The organism is Candidatus Paceibacterota bacterium (genome assembly GCA_041666915.1).
In the GTDB taxonomy this organism is placed as follows: domain Bacteria; phylum Patescibacteriota; class Minisyncoccia; order Phycocordibacterales; family PALSA-1337; genus C7867-002.
The window spans coordinates 221,216-239,019 of record JBAYFZ010000001.1; the positions used below are offsets into that span (position 1 = coordinate 221,216).

The following is a 17,804-nucleotide window of genomic DNA, read 5'->3' on the forward strand; positions in this document are numbered from 1 at the left end:
TAATACCAACATGTCCCTACTCACTGAACAAAGTAACAAATTCAAGAGCCTCGCGGATGACTTACTCGCCTCATCAAAATTACCCCAGATTTTAGAAAAATATGGTCAAGTCAGGTTCGTCGGTTCTTACTCGGCAGGATTGATGATGCATGGTGACATTGACATTCACATCCTCCGCGACAAAGAGTTTACTAAACAAGAAACGTTGAATATGTTCAATGAAATTGTTGCTTCCACCAAATTCAACAGTTATTACATTGGTGACTGGAATGACAGTAATGTTCACCCCAAATTTCCTTATGGATATTACATCGGTTTGAAGACACGGATTGGCGATATTAGATGGAAAATTGATATTTGGTTTGTGAGTATTGCTGAGCAGAATCGATTCAATAAGGAAAATATGGATGTAACGAAGCTCACCCTATCTGACGAGCAACGAGAAGCTATTCTAACATTCAAAAAATACCGACAAGAAAACGGTGTCAAAATATCTGGACAAGAGATTTATGAAATGGTTATAAACAAAGGAATCAACAAACTAGAAGAATTCAAACATTTATTGAAAGATCACGTTTCAAAATAAGCGCTCTTTTCATAATCCTCTCTCCAACTTCACCCCAATCAAAATACTTTTTGTAATCAGCTGGATCAATCAAATTGATCTCTGTAATATCTCCATCTGGATCTGACTCAAATGGTCCATAAGGCTCTACTATACAAACTGAACGAGTCTGTCGCACGATCCTATCCGGTTCATAGATGTCTTGATAGCCGATAAACTTTTGACTTAATACTTTCATATTCGTTTCTTCTTTTACCTCTCGCACAACAGCTTCTTCATATGTTTCTCCTTGTTCAATACCTCCTCCCGGTGGAGTCCAATACCCTTTTTCGGATGCATAGACAACAACGAGTTTGCCCTTATAGAAACAAAAAGCATGGACAGCTTGAAGTATTTTTCCATCGAGATCCTTCAACGGATTATCTTCACGATAAATGAGGTTGAGTTTTTGGCCAGAACGATTAATGTGAGAGAATTTTATTTCCATATGCATATGTAAGATATCTTGATTTTTAAATGACCGTGGTTATCTACAACTTTTGCTGGCTGTGTGGGACGAAGTTGGAACATGTTTATAGAGGAATGGAGGGGGTTAAGGCAAGGTATTCACAACCTACCAGACACAGGTGAAATCATTTGAAGTAAATACTGATTAGTATCCAGAGAAGGATTGTCATTATATTTTTGATTTTGATAAATATTTTCTAATTACATTAGCTGACCTTCGCGGGTTCGTATATTTCTACACCTTACCCCACAAGACTTTTCCAATGTTTTTTAGTTTATCATTTTGACACTCCTCGGAATATTTTACGCAAAAAGTTTTGCGGCTACAGAAACAATAAAGGCTAGGAGGCCCAGCACGAACAATGTAAAGCGTTTTTGAGATAACATTTCAATTTGGTACTTTACGATTGCATGCTTTTCCTTCAGTGGTCCTGAAAAAGTACTGTCAAGCATTCTTTGAATTTTTAAACCTTGGTTCTCCGCAAAAAGTTTCCTTGGATACTCATGCTGGCTTTTATTTTCTTTCTCCCAAAGCAGTCTTTCAGATTCCAATATATCTTTTACATTTCTAGTTTTTTCTTCTAAAGCCTTTTTATTTTCTTCATTGCTTAGAGTTACTTTTATGAACTGTAATAATGATGGAGTATAAAATTCCTTCATTATCTTATCCAAATCAGATTCAAAATCTGATTTCCATTTATCTTTCTGACTATCAAAGATACTTTTTCTCAGAGACTCCCTGTACTTAGCGTACAACGTAAGAAGTAGGCACAGAACAAGAAGAACGATTGAGACAATAGTAGAAATCTTGAAATAGACAGTTTGCCCCGTCTGAAGGGAATATAAAACCACAAAGGCAGCCAACAGGGCTATCGATGCTGTGATTAAGACATTATCAATCTTCTCAATTTGATCTTTCATATTAATTTAATGCTTTCTTCATTATGGGTCTTATAAAAATGCTCTTCGGACTCCGAACCTTTCTGCGAAATTGCTGGCAGGGCTGGACGATGTTCGAACATTTCGCAATATAAATGAGTATGCAGTCAAGGCAATATACCACTTCTTCAGAAGCGTCTGTGAGTCCCCTTCCTTTACAATATCTGATTGGTTTCTGTTATATCATTCGGGAAGTATCGACGATATATGGAATTGAAAAAAGACGGCAAAAATTGCCGGGACAAGCAACTTTTACAGTGAACCGTTACTTGTTTTGTTTAAATTACTTCAACTCTCCTCTTAATTTCATAAACAGTTGCAAACGGAAATATGAATGACCCTTTAATCATTTCTGGCTTACCATTAATCTCAATGATTGTTTTACGAGCGTATGGTTTTGAAGAATTCTTTCCGTAAATAGACTCAAACATAAGAGGGTTACTAATTTTGTTATTTATCTCAAAAGAGTCATAAATCTTTACAGACTTTCCTTTCAAAATTCCCTCTATTACATTCTGCTCCATATGGTCTGGCATATCTGCAAAAGTTATGTTTGACCAAAACTTCATTTGGAAGTTTAGATTATATCGTCTAGCTAATTTCCTAAGACGTAACGACCTTAGCAATTTAGGCCCCATAACAGGAATTGAAAAGATTGGAAGTAAAATCAGACCAACAATACAAATAGCACCAAATACTTTTATGTTTTCTAAGGATATCATCTTATTCTATATTATTCTTCATCCACTCATTCACTTCTTTAGATACTCCGTATGTCCCCCAATGTTTAACGATCTGAATGACCAATAATTTATCATTAGCATCAAGGAAGCCTTTTAGCTCATCCCTAATTTCACCAGCAGTTTTTTTACTTTTTACAAACCATACGGAATATAATGGCTTTGCCCACCATGAATAAGACTTAATCTTTGCTATAAGATTAACATAATCCTGTCGTGTTTCTGGTTGACCTAGATCATATGAAATAAGGTAGGTATTCATTATTATTATTTTATTTCTGAAGTCACAGATACTGGGTTTGTAGATCCAACATCCCTGATTTCTTCGATACTTGCCAACTCCACCCCCGTCTCCGAGTCCGTTTGTGGAATTTTTGATAAAATCAGATTCAACATCTCTTGTTTTTTCACCAGTTCAATATTTTGCTTTTGAAGTTTACCATTTTCGTCAATAAGTTTCTCAGCAAATTTCACCACACGTTCACGATTAAAGGCACTCTGATCTCTATCGTTTTTTATTTCCGCAAGTTCTTTCTGATGTTCAACTCTTTCGGCATTTAATTTTTCTTGATTTTTTTCATCATCCCATAATTTATTCGCTTTATTCCTAATCATTTCTTGTATATCATTAAGTCTTCCCCTCGCTCCAAAAAAATTGAATTCTTCAATTGAAAAGAAAAGGTACGTAAATACTTTCCTAAAGAAGATAAGCGCACAAAGTGTAATCGCTGGCCAAATTGTTGCGTTAATTAAGCTTATTAAATGATCGTATGTTAGACCGAAATGAGCAATCGGGATTAATATTGCACCAACTAAAACAACAAAGATAACATATGGTAGTAGATCAACAAATTTAGTGGCGAGATTATTCATTCCGATATGGAAATTTACATAACAAAACCTTACCATATTATTTGCAGAAAAGGAAGGTTTTTAAGAAAATTTCTTCAACTATTAAAATTCCCAATTATTAGTTACAACTACTCCAAATGTAGCCATCAACGATAAATTAAACAATAGTCGGCTGACACGTCTTAAATGCGAGGACCTCAGAATTGCGCATCAAAATGGTCTTGTTTGTAGTATACGACAAACCTTTGTTTGGCTGATTCTCAAAACCAAGATAGACACAACTTACCTTTCGCGCACGAACTTCTTTGATGGCTGGTTGCAGATCAGAATCGGAACTAGCCAATATAATTTCTTTTACAGATTCGTCACAAGCCATTGTTACCATATCAACAGCAATTTTTACATCCACACCCTTTTCTTTAAAAACCAAGACTTTCTTTCCATTCAGACCTTCTTCCATTTGCCCCCTGACGCGTCCACGTAAAACCACTTCAAAACCCTGATTTTCCAGATGAGTCTTCAACAAACGTTGCTCTTCTATGAGTTGCTGGGATTTTTCCCTGCTTCCTTCATGTACTTTAATCTGGGCAAAATAGAAGATCTTACGATCAATAACAAAACCTTCCAAGACTTTCACAAATAATCCACGAAAATCAAATTCATGCCATACTGGTTTGTTGTTTTTAGTCTCACTGAAAACGGCCCTTATTTTGCCCTTGAGATTCTCCCCATCAATTAACAGGACTGTTTCCATGGGGGTATTCTACCATATCAATAACGCAAAACCCCAGCGGACCTTGCGGCTGGCTGGGGCGTGTATATCATTATAGTATACCCAAGTATATCTAAAGTCAATACCCATTACATTATGGATTTACCACCCAGATTTGCGCCTTTTTTGAAAGAGAGTAGGATTCGGGGTGATTAATTAAACCGCAAACCATGCCCACATATTTTGTTTACTGCCGCAAATCTACCGAAGCCGAGGATAGGCAGATTTTATCAATTGATTCTCAGATCAATGAACTCAAACAGCATGCCATAAAGAAAGGAATCAAAATTGTAGCTGTTCTGACCGAGGCCAAATCAGCCAAGGCACCGGGACGTCCGGTGTTTAATTCTCTAATGGAACGGTTGTACCGTGGTGAAGCTGATGGAATCCTGTGCTGGAAATTGGACCGTCTTGCTCGTAACCCTGTTGATGGTGGTGCTATCATCTGGGCCATGAAGGAACATGGGGTAAAAATTATTACCCCTTTACAGACATACGGACAATCCGAAGACAATGTCGTCTGGATGTACCTGGAATTTGGCATGGCACAGAAATACGTTGATGACTTGAGCCGAACCGTAAAACGGGGTTTGCGGGCGAAAGCGGAATCTGGTTGGTTTCCAAGCGTTACCCCGCCAGGATACATGAATTGTGAGAACGACGAGGGACGCAATGTTATCGCCAAGGATCCCAAACGATTTGATATTATCCGAAAGTGCTGGGACTTAATGCTTACTGGAAAGTACACACCTCCAGAAATCAGAGAAATTGCCAATACCGCATGGAGGTATACAACAAATCATGGAAATCCTCTGGGGCGTAGCACCATTTACAACATCTTTTCAAATCCCTTTTACCATGGCACTTATGAATATCCAAGAGGAAGTGATAACTGGCACACTGGTCGGCATACCCCTATGATAACAGAGGAAGAATTTGATACGGTCCAACACATTTTATCACGATCTCGCCATATGCCACGAAACCGCAAGGTGTTTGCCTTCACTGGAATCATCCGGTGCGGTGGATGCCAAGGCGCTGTGACAGCAGAGGAAAAGCATCAGATTATATGCCCAGTCTGTAAATTGAAGTTCGCTTACCGCTCCAAAGAGCAGTGTCCACGATGCCAGACAGCTATCGCAAACATGGTAAAACCAGTCCACCTCACTTACACCTACTACCACTGTACCAAATCTTCCAATCCCGCCTGTACCGAGCTCGGAGTTGAGCGAAAAGAATTGGAACGTCAGATCATTCGCCACCTTGAAGGTGTGCATCTTCCCGATTTTCACAACCACTGGGTTAACACCTGTTTTGGACGTTTGAGCACAAAACCGGATACCACCAGCATGTTGGCAGTCATTACCCAATCATTCCCCAATAGCAGTCCAGATGTTCAACGAGAAATTGTTACATCAATATTTTCAGCAATAGTTCTGAAGGATAGGGAGATTGGCGTTTCGCTCAAAATTCCCTTTTCATTCCCTAACAAGGCTGAGGTGCCCACCCCGCTTGACCAAAAATCCTTTACTCAAAAGACGTTGCAGGAGCACATGTCCAGATCGTGACGATTGGTAACCTAAAGCCGACGAAAGTCCCCTTACAGAAGGAAAACTACCAGTGGCAGCATATTGCTGACGTAAAACTTGAAGAGCTTCCTTTTCTGGTTCGGTGAGTAAATCTTGAACTGCTTTTTCCTCTTGATTTTTCACACTAGCAGCAATGTGGCAGAGACCAAGGAACCGTACACCCATGTCATGAATTTCTTCATCAGTAGATTCTATTCCTGATTTTCGTTGGATTTTACGCAGATGCTTAAACGTGCGAGTGGAAAGTATTGGGATCATTTTCCCAATTTAGCAATATCCTGGCATCATAAACAAGCCTGGACGCCGATGGTGTTTACTTTTGGACCCCTGTTTACTTGCCTGTACCGTTTATTACCTAGGATCAAAGTAAACAGACATGAAAAAAATGGCTTAACAAAAGCCCAGTTACGAACATCAAATATCCAAGAACTGTATCAGTGTGCTGGGGGACAGGGACTCGAACCCCGATAATCAGGACCAAAACCTGATGTCCTACCATTAGACGATCCCCCAATATTCTGTTATACCTTTGATCCAGCCTGTAATCTTACGATTCAAATCTGAACTTGTTCTTATATTAACCCGTAAAAGGCCGATATACAAGGTTACATTTAAAACTGAATACTTCTATTATTTTGAAACTCCTTCACAAATCTTTACCACCGCTATCTCCAATGGCAAAACTTCTATCTTGGATCTACCGACGGCATCCACAGCATCTAGAAGAGACGCCAAAACAACAGGCGTAATACCCTTCTTCATTGCTATCTGTTCTATAAAAACCCAATCATCTGCCGAGACCCTCTCCTTAACCTCAGATTTAGAACTTACAGAATGTTGAACGAGTAGAATGAAGCGAGCTTTCTCTAAAACTAAAGTACCAAACAATCCCATACTGATACCGACTTTCTCAACACCAAGGAGAACCTTCAGAGCGTTGTCGGCATTCTTTTCTACTAAAGCCGTAATAAAAGAATTTACCAGACCGGCTTTCGGAGAACCAGTGATAGCTTCTACTTCTTCGCGAGTAATTTTTTTCATGCCTCGAGCACGGTCGAGAGGAGCACTAGAAGCAGACAAAACTTTTTCCAACATTCCCAAAGAATCACGGAATGAACCGTCACCTAGAAGTGCGATGAGATCTCCTGCACCAGAATCAAGTTCGTAACCTTCTTTCTTGGCAACTTCTATAGCCATCTTACGGACTATTTCTTTTGCTGGTTTACGGAATGAGAAAGTTTGACAGCGTGAGATTATGGTATCAGGGACTTTATCCAGATCCGTTGTCGCTAGGATGAATATAACGTGTTTGGGAGGCTCTTCTAGGGTCTTCAAGAGAGCATTCCAAGCTTCTTTGGAAAGCATGTGGACTTCGTCAATAATATAAACTTTAAAAGGTGAAGAGAAAGGTAAAACCGAGACATGTTCTCGGAGTGAACGGATGTCATCTATACCTCGGTTTGAAGCGGCGTCTATTTCATAAATATCTTCTTCGCTAGCCAAAACAGATTTTGCCAAGATGCGTGCAACTGAAGTTTTACCAGTTCCTCTAGAACCGGAAAAAAGAAAAGCGTGGGCAACACGTTTATTGGCTATAGCATCTTTCAAAGCCGAGACGATATGGTCTTGACCGATGACCTCTGACCACTTGCTAGGGCGATAGGTTCTATATAATACCGACATGGAACGATTATAACATAAAGGAAGACCGCTGTTCTGGCAAACAGCGGTCTTGGTGCCTTTGAGACACCATTTCAGTTTTGGGCTATTTTTTAATTACCAGCGTTGACCACGAACCTTATCGTGCGCCAGATTCTTCAAGGTGAATATTTGGCCATGATGCAATTTCTTGCGTGGCCTGATTTCTCTCCCTGAAAATCGCTGAAACGAACCCATATTACCAACTACTTCTAACCAAATGTTCATGGTAGCTCCAAAGAGAATGCATTCCACGAACTGGACCAAGTTATATGTAGTCTTCATAATCTAACTCCGTTCAAAACATTACACCCATAGGAAAAAATATGCAAGTATGAAAAAACCCGAGCAACCTTAGTTATCCACCTCCACTTTTGACTTTACACTCCAATCATTGTATACTAGGTTTCAGATTAGGCTCTCGTTCGTTGACAAAACGACAGAGTTTCTCCAAACAAAAACAGCTTCAGTATTGTACATATTGTGTGTAATACAAAGCGCAAAAGAAAGTGAGTAAGTTATGAAAAAATTAATTGACACGATGATTACTATATTCATCGTAACCATCCTTGCTTCCCTTGCGCTAGACGTAAGAGGAGCTGGTTCAACATCCAGTATCGTCATAGATTCATCTGGGTTACCCAACAAACTGCCAATGGGTGACGAGTCAACATTCAAAAGTTATATCGTAGGTAAAAACAACCTCGGAATGAACGTCTGGGTTAGTTTGGGATTCCAAAATGATAATGATAATTGGACACCTTCCAGCTGTGGAAAATTTTCATATGGATACGATTCCTATGATGATTTTCTAAATGATGTAACCAATGCTGCAGTGAAAGTACTTGAAAGATACTACACAAATGGTATAGCCTATCCTCCTGGGAGAAAGTTATACGCAATGCTTGAAGTTACATACTTCAACGACAGACCCGATACCCCATCATATCCAATAGGTCTATGGGTATACAGAGAGGTTGGTACTTTGGAAATGGTTACTCCTATGACATTCAAGGAAGTATTCTCTCTTCCATCAACTGCTACAACAAATCTAGTTGAAAAAGCAGTGATTGCAATACCCGCTCTTGAATATCTAAACATCACCGTAGAGATGCCAACCGGTGTAGGGACATTCAGTTGGTCCAATTCTGTCGTCAAAACTTCGGCATTGTGGCCAAGTAACCCTTCAAACCAAACAAGGCCTGGTTATCTATCTATGGACAAATGGCTTTGTGTTGGCAATTATCCAGCAAGGATCACGATCAGGACAACCAACGGGTCGCTAGCGGTATACACTCATTATGGTGACAGGATAAAACCGCCAAAAATGAGCATGCCTGACAGCAAAAATCTTGCAATCAATACCCCCAGAGGTTCAAATACTAAAATCTTTTCATCAACCGATTTGAAGAACTGGACATTGTTCGGTACTACAAATTCAGGTGGAGTAAATAACATTACACTACCAGTAAATGGCAACGGAAAGACGTTTTATAAGGCTTCTTGCGAGTAAGATTGATTGTGAGCAAAATGTATGGAATACACAAACCCTCAACACGATGAATGTTGAGGGTCTTTTGTTAAAGACATCAGAACGTTGTTTCTGCTTCACCTCCGAAAGAACTGAAAACATTCAAAATAGCTGTTGCAGTTTTTTCTGGATAGGTAACTTGATCGCCACCAGAAGTACAAGTAATCTTGAAAAGATAAGTACCCCTAACCGAAGTATTCATACTACTTACATTAGAATTCGCATCTACATTATCATCTGTTAAAACACTACCCCATCCATCTGGATCATTAGAAATTGAACGTGAACAATTGTAACCCTCTGTATTAGTAGGACTCCAAGCCGGTAAAGTATTTTGCCATGCCAAACCAAAGCTATATCCTTTCTTTACAGTATATTCAGTCCTTTTGGAACTATCGGCAGTGCTACCATTACTACCAATCCAGAGATTGAGTACTGGTTCTACGACTGGTGTAGATATTCTTACATCTTGCCATGAACTACAGTTATTGGTTTCATCTGACTCTGTGACCGTGCCGGCAAAAGAAAAGTCTTGACTATCAGCACAGACTTTTACAGACTTGACACCATCTGAAGTAAAAGTATACCGGCCTAAGATAGGTGCATTTTCACCACTTCCCAAACCATCAGGAGAGATGGCTACCATAGGAATAACGTCCGCTACAGTACCACCACCACTTGTCTGCTCTGCTACTTGGAAGAAGTTCCTAAATGAAGAATCTACACTGACACCACCAATATTTGAAATATTTGCATAAAAATAAATCAGCGAATCTTTAGCCCCACCAGAAGAAGTTAGCATGACCGCAGTAAGATCTGGTAATGAAGTTACAGGCGCAGTCACCTTCACTGAAGTCGTAGCATATTCAGTGGTACTCCAATACGTATCACTTTGTGGATAACCGGTAATTTGGGTGGTCTGTCTAATCGCAACATCTGCTATATAATCCCCTGCCGTAGGATAATTACAATAATAAATATTTGACAAAGAACTGACACTCCATACAGGATCAGTATTATGGCATTTGAATGCGTAATACATATTGTTTACACCCCAAGATGAAGCTGTAAGTTTAACATTAGTCATACCACCAACCTCTCCAGTGGAAGGCGTGGCAGACAAACTAGGAATAGCTATGTGAACATCGGTACTTGCATTAGCAGTACCCCCCGGTCCTATACAGGTCACACTAAATGAACTATCTGTATACATAGCACCAGTACCAGCAAAAATAGTATTATCATAATTATACGGTGACATAGTACCCGTTGGAATAAAATATCTGTCACATGATGTTGTATTTTGGGAAGAACCAAAGAAAAATGTTCCTTGACCCTTCAAAACATAACTAGGGTTGACTGTCATCTCAACCGTAGGAGGTGGGTTGGCCGTAACAGTTACAAAAGCGCGGTCTGAAGAAGGCCAAGGAACAGTCCATGTACAAGTCATATCAAAAGTAGTTGTTACATTCAGAATACTGGTCTGTAAACCGGTAGTATTGACAAGAGGTACTTCTGTACCTTTTGTATAAGGTGCAGGCCAATTATCACCTGCAAAACATTTGTCTGGATTTTGACTAGTTGACCAAAACAGATTGGTGTAATTACCAGTGTTAACTGAACTAGGTGTAGCTGTTATGATAACATTTCCATTTGGAGGACTATTGACCAAAGTCACCGTCACACTATCGCTTGCAGATCCTTCAGGACCAGTACAAGTTATTTCATAAGTCTTTGTAGCTGTTATAGGACCAGTACTTACACCAACATAATTTGATGTACCAGTATAACTTGCTGGCCAAGAAGCTCCTGTAACACATGATGTGGTATTTTCAGATACCCAAGAAAGTTGGGATGAAGAATTGTAGGTCACCGACAAAGGGTTTGCACTTAGATCAACAGTCGGGGTACCTGTAGGCGGAGGACTGGCTTGAGAAGAACCGACCGTGATGACTGTCACAGGCGTTGCAATTATTCCCGATTGCGTAACTTTGGCAGAAGCTGTATATGTACCATTTGTTGTATAAGTACAAGAAAAAGAATTTGAAGATTGTGAAAGACTCCACATATCAATATCCTTACATTTAAACTGATAAGTGATAGCACCGATAGCAGTTCCACCTGTACGTGTAGCGGTGAGAGTATTATCCAAAGTCGCACTACCACTAGAAGGACTTGCAACAAGAGACGCCGTGAGAGCTGGAGTATTAACATCAAAAGGAATAGCGTGTGTACCAAACTGATGTGGTAACCACTGCCACCCTACTCCATCTACATAATCAAAAGTATTACCCCAATCTTGACCATTCAAAATATGAGAACCTGCAGTGACACCGTACGTATCATAAAAAATTAAATTACCTACACAAGAATAAACAGCCTGAACCACACTTTCTTGAGGTCCACCATCAACATCCGCAGAAATACTTAGGGCTGTATTACTATTGAAATTACAACCACCACTAACATCAGATACGGATCCAGAAGCGATTATTGATTCTCCAAAATCATAAGTGGATTTATTGAGGCCTAGATTGTAAACATAAGTATAACCAGCAACGTTATAGATCTTTGTATCTGCTTTAACCATATCCACACCACCAAACATATACAAACCAAAAACCAAAAATAATACAAATATACTTTTCAACTTTTTATTTATATGTACTCGCAACATGATGACTATCATTATCAATATAAATCCAACAATTATTGTGATAGTTTCAGCTACAGGCCAACTGGCTTTTACTTCCACAGGCGTTGTTACTTTTGCTTCTTTCGTATCCAAGATTTGTGACTTGCCACCTGATTTGGCTTCAAAAGATATATTAGCCTTAGGATCATTACAACCTGTTACTATTGGTACAAGAGCATTGATAACCAAATTGTTTACACCCATCATCTGTTGACCACAGACAACTCCTTCTCGGTTAGTTACAGTGACTTTGATTACTTGATTTTCAAGACTTGTACCAGCACCCAAACGTGAATCTGGAAAAGTATCAGCCGATGGTGTCAAGAAAATTTGTAATTTTGCAGTATCTCCTGTTTTATATGAAGATTTGTCAAAAACGATATTTTGAATAGTACCACTTGCACCACGTAGAACGTAATGGAATCTGGCTGTATTGGAAGTAGTGGTACTACTGGTCAATGAAAAAAGTAGATCGTATGATTGTGGTTGCAGAGCTTTTGGTAATTCAAATGACAATGTAGAGGTACCAGCTTTTACTGTAACTGCCGTGACTACAGGTTCAGTCTGATTTACTTTATTACCATAAATAGTTCTGTTATAGGTTTCAAAAACTGGCTTGAGAATAGTAAAATCACTAAATATTTTACAGTTAGCTATCAATACCTCATTTTGATTTATATCTACACCCTGATTTGGTTTATACCCTTTTTGTGGTTTTTCGCCTTTTACACTTAGACTACATGTGTCTGATATGATCTCAATTCTTGGTAGCTTGTTACTTTGCAAAGTGACATCTCCTAGACTTGCCAAAGCCAAAGGAAGACCTCTATCATTGTTACTTTTAATCCAGAGTTGATATATACCACCAGAAAGTGCTACTGGTGATGTATATATAATGTTTTTCTGAATTGTTTGATTTGGACCCAACTCTATAATTTCGTCGTATACCTTTTCATCTGCGGTACTTCCAAACGGAGGTTTAGTCAGTACTACAGAATATTTGATACCTGATTGAACTCCTTCGCGATTGGAGAGATCAAAAGAGAGCCTAAGGGTATTTTCTCTTTGAGAGACTATTCTGGCATTATAGATATTGACAGTAGCAACTGTAGCGCTGATCGCTTTTGAAGAAGTGGAGGTGTTGGACGGTATACTTTGCGCAGAGACGTCACTTCCAAAGAACAATACACCTAATGTAAAGAATGCTAACGAGATATTCTTTTTCATTTCTATATTCATATATTTTACCTCGATTCAACTCCAATTGTGAACAATGAAATAATCATCTCTCCCCGCCACCACCCGAGGAACTGATCACTTCCAACACAGCTGAAGCTGTTTGTGTATCATCGGGACTTCCTCCTTTATTTTCACATAGTATCTTAAAGACGTATGTACCAGTATCTGTGGTATTCATTGGAGAGAAAGTTCTACCATCAGAATTGACATTACCATCCCACACAGAAGACCAATTAGAACCACTAGCAGTTGGTATCAAAGTATTACACTGGTAACCTTTACCAGTATTTTGATTGAATTTTGGATTTAATGCATTACCCCATTTCAAACCAAAGGTATAACCTTTCTTAACTGTATATGAATTTTTATTGGCACTATTACCGGTACCGCCAATCCAGAGATTGAGTAAAGAATCCGTAGTGGTAATCTCTTTTGTAGGTGTTGACGTTACACCCTCTCGTACAACCTTTGCTGAAGCTGTGTAATTACCAATATCTAGACCGGAATAATCACAATCTGCATAAACTTTGAAAGTATCTGTGGTAGTAATAGGGGTACTCCATGAAGAATCTGTTTCCTTACATTTGAATTGATAAGTGATGGGACCTACAGCCGTACCACCAGAAACACTAACAATGAATGTTCTACGGAGACTCCTCAAGCCTATCTGATAATCAACAGTCATGACCGTACTCAAAGTTGGAGTTGAGACTGGATTTGGAGTAAGTGGCAACGATGAATAATCTGGATTGAATTGCAACCAACCGATAACATTTCCTCCCCAAGCATATCCGCGTAACATCTTGGTTGAAGCACCACCAACAATAACATCGTCCATATGTACGCCCGATGATCCTCCGGCAGTAGAAGGATGATTTGCTCCTGCCAACTCTATCCAACCATCCCAACCATCAGTCCTACTGACCATACTGCTACAATCACCATTTGCTGTACCTGCACAAGCACGTGCCCAACCTCTCACTTCTCCAGTCGTTGAATCTATATTTGCAGGAACTCCAGAAGCACCATTTGAAGGATAGCCTGATAAACCACCAAATTTTATCCAACCAATGTTAGACGACCAAGCGTAACCCGTGATATCACCACTCACCGAACCAACAACTACGGGAGTATTGTTCGGAGCAAGATCCACCCAACCGATATTTGACGACCAAGCCCAATTTCCTAAACTAACAGAATCTGCCCTAACAGATGTAGCAGGTTTTGTGATAATAGTAAGAATCGTAACCGTAATAAACAAAATCAATACTGTCGTAATGGTAGCTAAGACATTTCTCCTCATTATTGAAGTGTTATTAGGCATAAGAATCTATATTTTTTAAAAAATTAAAAGAAATAATATCATGTCAATAATAACATTATTACGCACCACCAACAAAGTCATTTGGGGATAAGTATGGCTTTATTTGGGCTATTTTTCTAATTTTAAATATTCTTTTACAACCTTTTCAACTTCTTTAGAATTCTTACAATTCATAAGTTCAACACGAAGCTCTTTTGCACCATCCCAACCAGAAACATAAGCTTTGAAGTGTTTCTTCATAACATCAAAATTCTTCATCTTGACACTACCCTTTTTGAAAGTTTTTTCAAAGAGTTTTGTATGTTCAACCATGATTTTTAACCGAACCTGTTTTGTTGGCGTCTTTTCTGAAGAAAAATCAGTAATTTCACTAAATTTTGGATCCTTGGAAAAAAACCATGGTCTACCAAATATGCCCCGACCGATCATAACTCCATCACAACCATACTTTCTGACCATTTCTTGTGCCATTTCTAGAGAATTAACATCTCCATTTCCTATTATCAAAGTCTCTGGAGATATTTCATTTCTCATTTTAATAATCTCTGGCATAACATCCCAATGAGCTTTCACCAAAGATAACTCTTTTGTAGTGCGCAGATGAACAGTTAGAGCTGGAAGCTTTTGCTCCAAAAGCAATCTAATCCAATCCAAATCTATTTTTGTATAACCAATCCTAGTTTTAACTGAAATTGGGATAGAAGATCCTTCCCTAGCCATTTTTAGTACTTCAAGAGCTATTTTTGAATTTTTAATCAATGAAGATCCGCCTCCTTGTTTCAAAACTGCCCGATCTGGGCAACCCATGTTGAGATCCAAACCATCAAAACCAAGTTTACTAACCAATTCTGCAGTACCCTTCATGACTTCTGGATGTCCTGTAAAAAGTTGAGCTACAATAGGTTTTTCTTTCTTAGAAAATTCCAAATTATGTAACAATTGTTTCCTCCCTTTGGACATGAGTCCATCTGCTGAGACGAATTCTGTCCACATAACATCAGGTTTACCGTACTTAGCTATCATCTGGCGAAAAGCGTAATCTGTAACATTGGCCATTGGTGCTAACACAAAAAACGGCTTACCCAAGCCTTTCCAGAAGTTCTTCTCTTTTTTCTTATCCAAAACCTTCATAGTCAACTCACTTTACCGTTTTTGACGAATAATGGGAAGGAATGTTAGTAGTGCAAAGTTGCAAATTTTTTTGTTGTCATTCCCGCGAAGGCGATTTAGTAAAATCATGTCGTATGGACCGGTGAATCCAGGATTACTACGAGATAATAGTTTGTTATAATTTATTTGAAGACAGATTTTGTGGTGACATCCTGGATTCCCGCCTTCGCGGGAATGACACGCAACATTATTCCGAAATCTTCGCCAACAACTTAACTACATCCCCATCTCTCGCATTACTTCCCAAAACGATGACGGCATAAACATCTTTTTTATCACCCATCTCAAACAACATTGCACCAGTTTGATCCGCTTCATCTGTATAACCATTTTTACCACCTAAATAATTTGACCAACTTAAAAAATGTGCTGGATTCGTCCAAGTATGTGAACGCATAACTTTTGTCTTTGTTTCTGTAATCGCCATTATTTCCGGTTCATTGATTCGTATCCAATCTAGTATGACTGCAATATCATTTACCGTTGATCTACTACTAGCCGACAAACCAGAAGGTTCGTAGAATGTAGTCCTATACGCACCTATAGATTGAACAAAATCATTCATAGTTTTAATAAATTTCACACGACCGTAACTTTTGGCCAGAGCTTCAGCCGCATCATTGGAAGAATCCATGAGGAGTGGGTAGGACAAATCACCAGCCCTAAATGTTTCGCCAATTTTAAATTGAGCAGTATTACCGTAAGTGTTGATTATTTCTCTTGTAATCTGAACCTTTGTCTCACCGTCAATCAATCTTTTGGCAACAACAGCGGTAACCAATTTCGTAAGTGAAGCGATAGGTAAAAGCTTGTTGGGATTGCTTTCTGCAATAACTTTTCCTGTTTTTAGATCTTTTACCATATAAGCATCTGCTGAAATGGTATTTATAGAGCCATTTGGTAATGAAAGCGTCGCTGCTGACATCAAACCTTCTTCTTCACTAGCTGTATAACGGACTGTACGTTTCAAGCCAGAGATAGAAGTCCCATCTATGGGTTGAGATACAATAGAATCGGCAAGAAACGATAGATTAATATTTGCTAGTTTGGGTATAACCGATACAACAAACAATCTTCCTACAAAGGCAATCAGAATACCACAAGCAACAGCAGTTATACCTCCAAAAACTACATAAAAGAAATGCTTCATTGGAAGTATTCTACTTTATCTCACGATAAAAGACATTAGATCCATACCTAATATCTATATACTCCATATTAATATTCTTGGTCACCACCATACGATTCCAGAAAGAAATGAGATTTGAGAGTTGGTCTTTCAGTGGACGAAATCCATTAAAATAAACAACCGTGTCATTTGCATACATCTCATATTCACCATTATCTTTAACGAGGATAGCGAGTACTTTTATACCAGCATTACGTGCTCCATTATAAAAATCTTGCAAAAGAGAAAATTTGAGAGAAGAAGTAGCATATAAACCAATAACAGAATCGCTGGATGTGGCAATTTCTGATAGAGCTGGAATAAAATAACGATTGTAAACTAAACTCGAAGAAGATACTTTATCAAAAATATAACCAGACCAATCTGCCAGATAACAATCATCAGTTTCATTCAAATAAAATGTCTCGTCAGAAAAATCAGGTAATCCAGCACAAACAATAGCTGAAGGATTCTTTTCTATAACATCAATCTTTAATCCCTGAAAACCGTCACGACTTATCGTCAATGATTTTACGCTTGGCAAAACTTTTTCTATTGAAGAAACAACTTTATTATGCGGGTATATAAAAATATTTGATTTAGAAAACAATCCCATATATGAACCCTGCAATGAATCCTTGGCCAAAGCTTGTAGAGGTACAGAAATATTGATATTGGCACTATTTACTCTTATATCTTTAATAGTAAAAACATTCAGATAACTCAAACCCGAGAAACAATACAGCCATAAAGCTATACAAAAAATGGAGAGGGCGATCTCAATAGTAACGCGAGCATTCTTGCGTTCAATAAACTTTTTTGATTGATAGGAAGTAAGACGACTGTGAGGACGCATGAAGTAATAATAACACAGTAATTTGTGTCACCTGTCATGCTTTTTGTTGTCATTCCCGCGAAGGCGGGAATCCAGGATTATTACGAGCGGAGAGTCTGTTAAATTATTTTAAAATATATGCTATTTATTGTGGTTATATCCTGGATTCCCGCCTTCGCG

General features: G+C 38.7%; 15 protein-coding genes and 1 tRNA gene. 3 read left to right on the forward strand and 13 right to left on the reverse strand.

Annotation, left to right across the window (positions count from 1 at the left end; genetic code table 11):
• The first annotated feature begins 10 nt into the window (after nt 1-10).
• Nucleotides 11-586, forward strand: a complete 576-nt coding sequence (locus WCS89_01260) for a hypothetical protein (GenBank protein MFA6554116.1) — start codon at nt 11-13, stop codon at nt 584-586.
• Here WCS89_01260 and WCS89_01265 read toward each other — a convergent pair.
• From WCS89_01265 to WCS89_01290, 6 genes are all read right to left on the reverse strand, one after another.
• Complete coding sequence (locus WCS89_01265; protein ID MFA6554117.1) at nt 552-1,052, reverse strand: NUDIX hydrolase; 501 nt, start codon at nt 1,050-1,052, stop codon at nt 552-554. The genes WCS89_01260 and WCS89_01265 overlap by 35 nt on opposite strands.
• Nucleotides 1,053-1,375: 323 nt before the next feature.
• Nucleotides 1,376-1,993, reverse strand: a complete 618-nt coding sequence (locus tag WCS89_01270; protein MFA6554118.1) for a hypothetical protein — start codon at nt 1,991-1,993, stop codon at nt 1,376-1,378.
• Nucleotides 1,994-2,289: 296 nt separating this feature from the next.
• Nucleotides 2,290-2,580 (reverse strand): hypothetical protein, encoded by a 291-nt coding sequence (locus WCS89_01275; protein ID MFA6554119.1) that lies wholly within the window; start codon nt 2,578-2,580, stop codon nt 2,290-2,292.
• 154 nt (nt 2,581-2,734) lie between these two features.
• Nucleotides 2,735-3,013: a hypothetical protein gene (locus WCS89_01280; GenBank protein MFA6554120.1), complete on the reverse strand. Its 279-nt coding sequence runs from the start codon at nt 3,011-3,013 to the stop codon at nt 2,735-2,737.
• 5 nt (nt 3,014-3,018) lie between these two features.
• Entirely contained in the window at nt 3,019-3,624 is a 606-nt protein-coding gene (locus WCS89_01285; protein ID MFA6554121.1) for a hypothetical protein, read from the reverse strand.
• A gap of 136 nt (nt 3,625-3,760) precedes the next feature.
• Nucleotides 3,761-4,357 (reverse strand): NYN domain-containing protein, encoded by a 597-nt coding sequence (locus WCS89_01290; protein MFA6554122.1) that lies wholly within the window; start codon nt 4,355-4,357, stop codon nt 3,761-3,763.
• Between the two features lie 188 nt (nt 4,358-4,545).
• Between WCS89_01290 and WCS89_01295 the strand changes: the two genes are divergently transcribed.
• Nucleotides 4,546-5,943 carry a recombinase family protein gene (locus WCS89_01295; GenBank protein ID MFA6554123.1) on the forward strand — a complete coding sequence of 466 codons (1,398 nt, stop codon included), beginning with the start codon at nt 4,546-4,548 and terminating at the stop codon, nt 5,941-5,943.
• A gap of 463 nt (nt 5,944-6,406) precedes the next feature.
• Here the strand turns inward: WCS89_01295 and WCS89_01300 are convergent.
• Together WCS89_01300 and dnaX are read right to left on the reverse strand one after the other, a co-directional pair.
• Nucleotides 6,407-6,477: transfer RNA gene (locus WCS89_01300), tRNA-Gln, on the reverse strand.
• A 117-nt stretch (nt 6,478-6,594) separates the two neighbouring features.
• The gene (dnaX, locus tag WCS89_01305; GenBank protein MFA6554124.1) at nt 6,595-7,647 is read right to left on the reverse strand and encodes a DNA polymerase III subunit gamma/tau; all 1,053 of its coding nucleotides are present in this window, start codon (nt 7,645-7,647) and stop codon (nt 6,595-6,597) included.
• Between the two features lie 535 nt (nt 7,648-8,182).
• Here dnaX and WCS89_01310 point away from each other — a divergent pair.
• Nucleotides 8,183-9,175 (forward strand): hypothetical protein, encoded by a 993-nt coding sequence (locus WCS89_01310; GenBank protein MFA6554125.1) that lies wholly within the window; start codon nt 8,183-8,185, stop codon nt 9,173-9,175.
• Between the two features lie 76 nt (nt 9,176-9,251).
• Here WCS89_01310 and WCS89_01315 read toward each other — a convergent pair whose 3' ends face one another.
• From WCS89_01315 to WCS89_01335, 5 genes are all read right to left on the reverse strand, one after another.
• On the reverse strand, nt 9,252-13,127 hold the full coding sequence (locus WCS89_01315; GenBank protein MFA6554126.1) for a hypothetical protein: 3,876 nt from the start codon (nt 13,125-13,127) through the stop codon (nt 9,252-9,254).
• 43 nt (nt 13,128-13,170) lie between these two features.
• The gene (locus WCS89_01320) at nt 13,171-14,451 is read right to left on the reverse strand and encodes a hypothetical protein (GenBank protein ID MFA6554127.1); all 1,281 of its coding nucleotides are present in this window, start codon (nt 14,449-14,451) and stop codon (nt 13,171-13,173) included.
• A 108-nt stretch (nt 14,452-14,559) separates the two neighbouring features.
• Complete coding sequence (locus WCS89_01325; protein ID MFA6554128.1) at nt 14,560-15,582, reverse strand: tRNA-dihydrouridine synthase; 1,023 nt, start codon at nt 15,580-15,582, stop codon at nt 14,560-14,562.
• Between the two features lie 226 nt (nt 15,583-15,808).
• Entirely contained in the window at nt 15,809-16,771 is a 963-nt protein-coding gene (locus WCS89_01330) for a serine hydrolase (GenBank protein ID MFA6554129.1), read from the reverse strand.
• A 10-nt stretch (nt 16,772-16,781) separates the two neighbouring features.
• Entirely contained in the window at nt 16,782-17,645 is an 864-nt protein-coding gene (locus WCS89_01335; protein ID MFA6554130.1) for a hypothetical protein, read from the reverse strand.
• Between the last annotated feature and the right edge of the window lie 159 nt (nt 17,646-17,804).

What these genes read in the sequence shown, in the direction of transcription:
- WCS89_01260 (MFA6554116.1), top strand. Translation starts at nt 11, where the DNA reads ATGTCCCTACTCACTGAACAAAGTAACAAATTCAAGAGCCTCGCGGAT.
- WCS89_01265 (MFA6554117.1), bottom strand. Translation starts at nt 1,052, where the DNA reads ATGGAAATAAAATTCTCTCACATTAATCGTTCTGGCCAAAAACTCAAC.
- WCS89_01270 (MFA6554118.1), bottom strand. Translation starts at nt 1,993, where the DNA reads ATGAAAGATCAAATTGAGAAGATTGATAATGTCTTAATCACAGCATCG.
- WCS89_01275 (MFA6554119.1), bottom strand. Translation starts at nt 2,580, where the DNA reads ATGAAGTTTTGGTCAAACATAACTTTTGCAGATATGCCAGACCATATG.
- WCS89_01280 (MFA6554120.1), bottom strand. Translation starts at nt 3,013, where the DNA reads ATGAATACCTACCTTATTTCATATGATCTAGGTCAACCAGAAACACGA.
- WCS89_01285 (MFA6554121.1), bottom strand. Translation starts at nt 3,624, where the DNA reads ATGAATAATCTCGCCACTAAATTTGTTGATCTACTACCATATGTTATC.
- WCS89_01290 (MFA6554122.1), bottom strand. Translation starts at nt 4,357, where the DNA reads ATGGAAACAGTCCTGTTAATTGATGGGGAGAATCTCAAGGGCAAAATA.
- WCS89_01295 (MFA6554123.1), top strand. Translation starts at nt 4,546, where the DNA reads ATGCCCACATATTTTGTTTACTGCCGCAAATCTACCGAAGCCGAGGAT.
- dnaX (MFA6554124.1), bottom strand. Translation starts at nt 7,647, where the DNA reads ATGTCGGTATTATATAGAACCTATCGCCCTAGCAAGTGGTCAGAGGTC.
- WCS89_01310 (MFA6554125.1), top strand. Translation starts at nt 8,183, where the DNA reads ATGAAAAAATTAATTGACACGATGATTACTATATTCATCGTAACCATC.
- WCS89_01315 (MFA6554126.1), bottom strand. Translation starts at nt 13,127, where the DNA reads ATGAATATAGAAATGAAAAAGAATATCTCGTTAGCATTCTTTACATTA.
- WCS89_01320 (MFA6554127.1), bottom strand. Translation starts at nt 14,451, where the DNA reads ATGCCTAATAACACTTCAATAATGAGGAGAAATGTCTTAGCTACCATT.
- WCS89_01325 (MFA6554128.1), bottom strand. Translation starts at nt 15,582, where the DNA reads ATGAAGGTTTTGGATAAGAAAAAAGAGAAGAACTTCTGGAAAGGCTTG.
- WCS89_01330 (MFA6554129.1), bottom strand. Translation starts at nt 16,771, where the DNA reads ATGAAGCATTTCTTTTATGTAGTTTTTGGAGGTATAACTGCTGTTGCT.
- WCS89_01335 (MFA6554130.1), bottom strand. Translation starts at nt 17,645, where the DNA reads ATGCGTCCTCACAGTCGTCTTACTTCCTATCAATCAAAAAAGTTTATT.